7 protein-coding genes are annotated in these 6,511 nt (G+C 54.7%); 6 read left to right on the plus strand and 1 reads right to left on the minus strand.

What is annotated here, in order from left to right:
* Positions 1-44: 44 nt before the first annotated feature.
* From RCH07_RS18775 to RCH07_RS18795, 6 genes are all read left to right on the plus strand, one after another.
* Positions 45-233, plus strand: coding sequence for a hypothetical protein (locus RCH07_RS18775; protein ID WP_326969008.1), 189 nt, complete (start codon positions 45-47; stop codon positions 231-233).
* 645 nt (positions 234-878) lie between these two features.
* Complete coding sequence (locus RCH07_RS18780) at positions 879-2,186, plus strand: YcaO-like family protein (RefSeq protein WP_326969009.1); 1,308 nt, start codon at positions 879-881, stop codon at positions 2,184-2,186.
* A 70-nt stretch (positions 2,187-2,256) separates the two neighbouring features.
* Positions 2,257-2,745 (plus strand): class I SAM-dependent methyltransferase, encoded by a 489-nt coding sequence (locus tag RCH07_RS19345; RefSeq protein WP_442784869.1) that lies wholly within the window; start codon positions 2,257-2,259, stop codon positions 2,743-2,745.
* Positions 2,746-2,786: 41 nt separating this feature from the next.
* Positions 2,787-3,587: a hypothetical protein gene (locus tag RCH07_RS18785; RefSeq protein ID WP_326969010.1), complete on the plus strand. Its 801-nt coding sequence runs from the start codon at positions 2,787-2,789 to the stop codon at positions 3,585-3,587.
* A gap of 71 nt (positions 3,588-3,658) precedes the next feature.
* A complete protein-coding gene (locus tag RCH07_RS18790) occupies positions 3,659-4,588 on the plus strand; it encodes a M24 family metallopeptidase (RefSeq protein ID WP_326969011.1) in 930 nt (309 codons plus the stop codon).
* 15 nt (positions 4,589-4,603) lie between these two features.
* Complete coding sequence (locus tag RCH07_RS18795) at positions 4,604-5,836, plus strand: MFS transporter (protein WP_326969012.1); 1,233 nt, start codon at positions 4,604-4,606, stop codon at positions 5,834-5,836.
* A 24-nt stretch (positions 5,837-5,860) separates the two neighbouring features.
* Here the strand turns inward: RCH07_RS18795 and RCH07_RS18800 are convergent, their stop codons facing one another.
* Complete coding sequence (locus tag RCH07_RS18800; RefSeq protein WP_326969013.1) at positions 5,861-6,280, minus strand: hypothetical protein; 420 nt, start codon at positions 6,278-6,280, stop codon at positions 5,861-5,863.
* Positions 6,281-6,511 lie beyond the last annotated feature (231 nt).

The raw sequence follows: 6,511 nt of genomic DNA on the forward strand, positions 1-6,511 counted from the left end.
CGAAGATTGGTTGTGTAGGAACTCCCAAATCTATCGGGTTACCCATGCCCCTTAGCACACAATCCCTGACCCACACTTCTGTCAGGAGAGCCAAAAATGACAAGGTTCTCGAGGAACTTCTTGCGGATTTCCGGGATTCCGATCCCGCGGCAGACTGCCACCACCCCATGTCTGAGAACGGGGAGTTCATCGGCGAGCACATCGAACCAGCCAACACCAAGGTCCAGGGTTAAGTAACCATCGGGGTCGTGGAGGCCGGCGATTGTCAGCCTTCACGACTCTGGTCTAACGGATATGGGTACGAATTCCCTCACCGAAGAGTCCGCGAAAAGTAGAGTTGCATGTGGGAAGGCGTTCGCTTGGCACGATGAAAGTTCGGGGCTTGTCATTGACCACGAATCAGGCCGAATATTTAGATCGGACCATTTTGACCGCCCGAAGGTCCCAACAGATGACGTGGCAATCAACATCTCCAATGCCCAGGTAAGCCTATTTCCCAACCCTGGGTCCTGGTCAAAACAAAATAAATCCTTCGTGCCTTTGTATCTTCACGCCGGAAATCTGATGGTGGGACCCGTGGTGGGAGGAGATTCGAGTTGTGCTGTCTGCCTGGCGGTTCGTCTACTTTCGAGCCATGTTAGAGGCGACGTACTCGCGGGGGCATGGTCCCTGAGACCGCCTACCAACAGTTGGATGACGACTCTAATCGAGGGCAGTAGCGCTCCAGAGCAGGTAGAGGCCATGATGTTCGAGGCTGATCGCGGCACAGTCGCCGCATACTCACTCATAAGCGAGACATGGTCTTTGCACTACATACACCCGCTACCTGGATGTCCAGAGCATGACCTTTCTGACCAAGGAAAATCAGTGATTGGATCATGACGGTGAGGCCATCAATTGACGATCTGGTGGGGCCCATCACCCGGGTTCAGCACCTTAAACATCGGTTTCCCGAGCCGCTAGGACTGCAAACCTACACCGCCTTTCTCGCCGATCCCTCTGCGTATTTGAACTGGACCTCGGATCCCTTCGGTACAGGCTGTGGGTTTGACTCCGATCTGGCCTATCACAGCTCGATTGGGGAAGCATTCGAGAGATACTCGGGGAATCATGTCCCCAGCGGTCTCCTCACGACAAGCTATGACGCTCTTAGTGCGCGATCCAGCAATGCAGTCAACCCAGGGGACTTCTTCCCTTTTGCAGATGATTTACCCGCGGTTCAGTCAGGTCAATTCACTCGTCCCAGGGCTGACAGCGAGATGAAGTGGGTGGAGGCGGAATCCGTGCATGGGTCTACACTGGTTCCCGCTGCGCTGGTCTACCTAAATTACTACCGCTCCGTCCCGGCGGAGAAACGACACTTTCCGGTGATGCTGCCGGGTATTTCGACCGGAATCACGAGCGAGAGTGCGCTCATGTCGTCGTTGCTGGAGGTACTGGAGCGCGATGCGACAATGCTCTGGTGGATCGGACGCGGGACCTCAGCCCTAGTTGAGACAAGCCGTGCTCAGAACATACGGCTGCAGTCCCAGACACCGGATCGGTTCGCAAGCAGTATCCATTTGCTCGCCACTTATGATCTGGGAAGAACGGCCTATGTTGTGGCCTATGTTCTGGAAGATCTAGAAAGCTCGTCTATTCAGGTAGGTTTTGCTTGCCGCTTCGATATCCAAGTCGCAATTTCGAAGGCTTGTGCCGAAGCCTGGCAGTTGAGCAGGATCGCTGAGGCCGTCTCCGACAGCGACAGTTGGATATGGCGCAAGCGCTCAGATGGGACGCGCCTCAATCCGCTTCTCGACAAGGATATCCAGTCCTACCGGCAAATGACCCAGCTGATCCACAATATTCAGTTCTATCTTGATCCAATAAACGTAACCCTCGCAAAGCGGGAGATACTGGAAGGCATCGACAGAGAAGCTTCAGTGGAGGATCTGCAGACGGGGAATACTGACTTGAAGGTTGATGTCTCTCGGCTTAAAGACGCACACGGTCTTGACATCTTCTGGCGAGATGTAACAACGAGTGATGTCTCCAGCCTCGGCTACAGGGTTGTAAGGGCATTTTCCCCCCAAGCCGTCCCGAACCTGGCTACGGCCTACCCGCCGCTGGGCAATGCGCGGCTCCAAGAACAGATTGAAGCTTCAAATAGCGACGGTCCCCGATTGATCCCACTTCCTCATGCGTAGGCCAGGGCCGCCTGGCCTCGAGGACGAATACCTTGAGATGCGCCGATGGCTTCTGGGGTCAGCGAACAACATGCTCAGTTCACTAGTTCCGAGTTCGATCCTAGTCGTGGGTGCGGGGAGGGGGCTGGAAGCTCGATATTTGGCCGCCAAGTACCCGGCTTCCCGGCTAGTCATCGTGGACAGCCATCCGAGGACCGTTGACTATCTAAGAGACAAGGTTCGATCTGATCCGTCCCTGGTTCACGTTGAGGTTCACCTAGTGGATGCAACTAAGGCCGAACTTCTCCAACCCTTCAGCGACGCGGCCGTCCTAATAAGTTTCTTTGTACTCCATTTGCTGCAGTCGCCGGCCGAAACGACCGCAATGTGGAACCGAGTGTTTCCCCGGGCGCTCCTAGTCACGGCCGACTGGAAAGCACGAGGCCTGGTTCCAAAAATCGACTCGTCTTGGAGCTCGGAAATTCGCTCAGAATTCCGTTGCCAATCAACAAACCCTAAGCATCCGGAGACCGAAGCGGTTGTTCTCCGAATGAGTGGAAGAAGTGAGGCCACCGAATGAAGGTTTCCCTTCTGGTGCCACAGTCCTTTGAGGATCTGCCGATGACGATCATCGATGACCTCAAGTACTCGTGTTCTGAAACAGACATCGACGCCTTCTGGTTCCGTGATCTACCTGGTTCGTCGTTGGCGATGAAGGAACCCGGATCTTTGATTGATCCGTTTGTTTTGGCGTCCTACGTCGGGGCATGTCTCGGCGCGAGCACGCAGTTGGGCATTGCCGTTTCCGGGATTTCGTACCGTTCTGCGTTGGTGACTGCGAACGCAGCACTCTCACTGGCGCTGATATTGCACAGACCATTCCGTTTGGGCCTCGGAACAGGTGAACGCCACCTGTCGAGCGCCGAGCACACTGGGCAGTGTGAGAAACATCCAAAATCGACACTACCGACCTACTTCACGCAAGTGAGCTCCCTCATTGAGGGCCAGGACCATTACGAAATTACTGTCAAAAAACCCAGTTCACTGACCGAAAAACTCGAGATGTTTTTTGCGCAGGGGTCCGGGAGCCGTGTGGTGGATTTCATGCCTCATGCCAAGGGCCGTCTGCTGTGGCAACAGGCACCGGACGAGCTGATGGGCAAGTTGAAAGAGGGCTATGGCGGCCTGACAACGGCAATGACGCTCAACGTGCATCTTGATGAAGCCCAAACTAAACCCGTATTTGTCCGAAAACCCGTGAGCCTGGTTGCTCTCCCCCCAGCAAAGTTACGCAGTGTCCTGGACATTTACAGGCAATGTGAACTGGATGAGATAATCCTCAATCTGCATGGTCCGGAGTCACGACGGAAGAAGTTTGAGCTCCTCGCAAAAGCGAAAATAGGGCCAACATGGGACAACTAGAGGTGCTCTACGCCCAACGCAAGAGTTCGTTCCTTGCAAGTTGCGAGCTAACGGACTCATGGGCGGTACTCGTGAGCGACAAACCAACATTGGCGTGGCTTGGAATGAAGAACGCGAGTGAGGTTTTCCTTTCCATCGACGGCGAGGAACTTTCGATACGCCGAATACAGCAAGGGCGCGAAGTGCCCGGGAGACCCATCGGTCTGGTCGGGTCAGTGGGGGCCGAGCTCGCCAATATGCTCGTCAACGCGCGACAGGGTGTCGTCAACTGTCGTTCGAACGCCCTGGCCGTCCGGCGAAAAAAGGACCGCCTCGAGGTTGAGTTCCTTAGCCGCGCTGCGGCCGCAACCAGACAAGCCTACGAATCGCTTTCCCATACAACTGAGGTGTGTTCTGAATTTCAGTTCGCGTCCGAGTTGGAGGGCCACTTCCTTCGACAAGGTGGAACTGGCCGTGCCTACGAAACCAGCGTAGCGACAGGGACAAAGTCAGATCGTATCTGGTCGGAACCAACCCTGACGGTGCAGATGTTCGCCGGAGGCCACTCCGTGATCGATGGCGCTGCGGAGTATTGCGGCTACAAGGCTGACTGCTCACTCACCGTCGGGTTGAGCCCCGACAACGAGCTCATGCGAGCAGCCGGTGTCGCAGCCGGCATCCTTGGAAAAGTAGTGGAGCTGATCAGAGACGGCGATCGGGAATCTAGTCGGTTGGTGGAGGTGTGCAACGAGAGTCTTCGTTCGAATGGATTCTCAGATTTGCCTCATGCCCTGGGGCATGGGCTGGGCCTTGATCTGCATGAGTATCCTTTTATTGGCAGAAATTCCAGCCATATTCTGACCGCAGGCGATGTCTTCATGATTGAACCTGCAGTTTATATACAAGGAGTCGGAGGGGTGCGCCTGGAAAGTATGTTCCGACTAGACTCGGACGGCGAGCTAGTGACCCTGATTGACTCGCAGAACCTGTCCCAGTGTTTTTCTGACCCGTTCCACGGATAGCGAAAGGCCCTTCAGTTGAACACACACTTTTACCTATTTCTGACGGCCAGACTCACCTCCAGCATTGGGGCGAGCCTGTCAAGAGTAGCTATCCCACTGGCTATCTACGAAAACACACAATCGTCGTCTCTAACCGCGGCAACGACGTTCATTATGCTAGCCCCGCTGCTAGTCTTCGGCATCCCTGCAGGCGCCTTCGCGGACAGAATGTCGCGCCTCCGGTTGATGCGCACAATGGAGCTCGTTTCTGGTGTAGTTCTGACGATATTAGTCCTGCTGTTTTCAATAATCGGGCTGGTGCCATTTTTTTTGCTGCTGGCAGTTGCCATCATTTCCACAGCCGCCGTATTCTTTGATGCCAGTAGTTTTGGATTCGTGCCGCGACTTGTGGGCTCGGACAATCTTGGCAGTGCCAACAGCTATCTCTACGGAGGGAACACAATTGTTTCGCTTCTGGGGCCAGCGCTGGGCGGCATCATTTATGCCACATCTGGCTTATCGGTTGTTTTGATTATTAATGTGACGGCTTATGCCGTTGCGCTGGTATTTCTGAATCTGATTCGAGTGGAATGTGCTCAGGAAACCAAGCGATCCCTCGACTTCCGTTCCCTGTCCAACGATATGATGGAGGGAATCACAGTAATCTGGTCGTCGGCCGTCCTGCGCCATCTCGTATTCATAGGTCTGTCGAATGCTATTGCCGGCGGAGCATTACTGGCGGCACTCATTGTAATTTGTAACGAACGCTTCTCCTCCAATGGGGTCGGCGTCGGAGCTGTGTTGACTCTTATGGGCGGAGGCGCCTTTGTAGGGTCAGTGGTCCTTGGGCGGGTCTCTCGCAGGATCCCGCAATCCCGTATTACACTAGCGTGCCTCCCGCTTGGAATAGTATTTTTTCTTAGTGCGATTTTTTCGCCAAACCTCATTCTATTTTGTATCGCGGCATTCTTCTGGGAACTAACGTACGCGATGCTGATTATCAACAATATAACCCTCAGGCAATCTCTCCTCCCGGGCTCCCTCCAGTCCAGGGTCAACTCGACAGCACGCACTCTGTCCTGGGGTGGCGAACCGCTTGGAGCTCTTATTGTCACGGGTGCCCTCGTGTTTACGTCGTATCAGGTCGCCCTAATCGCTTGCGTTTTACCCCTTGCTGCAGTCACTCTTTTTATGCTCAAATCACCCCTGCGAAATACCGATTTGTCTGCTCATTCCATTCCTGACTCGAGGCTTGAAGTCTCACGTTAGCTCTTTCGATGCAAATGAAGAGACTCAGACGTCGTCTGATGCACCCCCGACCGTGAACGTACCCACAATCCCGTGGGTGTCGGTGTTAATTCCAAGCTTCGCTTGGACTTCCGTCGGCGGAACTACGGCGCTTATGCAAGAGGGGAGCTCCTGGCTGCTGGCCGAGAGGCTCATGGTTTGAAGTAGTACCCCGGCGTCCCAGAGTCCAGTCACGAGCGTGCAGTTTTGGTAAGAGTTTGCGACAGCCTCCCAGTTGCAAACGAGAGCGACGATAACGGCTGGAACCATCGATCGTTGCCCGAGCGATCCGCCCGTCAGTTTTGAATAGACGTTCATGGCTTGTCTATCGGCCCCTACTTCCCTAAGGTATCGCCGGTCCAGTACATAGACGCCACCATCAATGCCCGCAACGGAGTTCACGATAACTACTGGGGAGACCGCCATGAGAGCTCCGCTTGAAGGGCTGGGGTTCCGGGATTCACTTCCGAAGGGCCAACAGCGATCGAGGAAGCTGCTCAATTCGGATATGTTCATGGTCCGCCAGGTGTCTCGACTGGACTTTCGATTCGGAGACTCTTTTGGCTCTCCTGACAGAGATGTGGGTTCCGTTATCTCTGGTATGGGAGCTTGATTCTGACGGGTCCGCAGGCGAGCATGATCAGGGCGAGTGCGGCT

Origin of the sequence: Arthrobacter sp. CG_A4 (assembly GCF_035985125.1) — a bacterium.
Taxonomy (GTDB): domain Bacteria; phylum Actinomycetota; class Actinomycetes; order Actinomycetales; family Micrococcaceae; genus Arthrobacter.

Bases quoted from the DNA above. Each gene is read 5' to 3' on its own strand.
- RCH07_RS18775 (WP_326969008.1), top strand. From the start codon at position 45: ATGCCCCTTAGCACACAATCCCTGACCCACACTTCTGTCAGGAGAGCC.
- RCH07_RS18780 (WP_326969009.1), top strand. From the start codon at position 879: ATGACGGTGAGGCCATCAATTGACGATCTGGTGGGGCCCATCACCCGG.
- RCH07_RS19345 (WP_442784869.1), top strand. From the start codon at position 2,257: ATGCTCAGTTCACTAGTTCCGAGTTCGATCCTAGTCGTGGGTGCGGGG.
- RCH07_RS18785 (WP_326969010.1), top strand. From the start codon at position 2,787: ATGACGATCATCGATGACCTCAAGTACTCGTGTTCTGAAACAGACATC.
- RCH07_RS18800 (WP_326969013.1), bottom strand. From the start codon at position 6,280: ATGGCGGTCTCCCCAGTAGTTATCGTGAACTCCGTTGCGGGCATTGAT.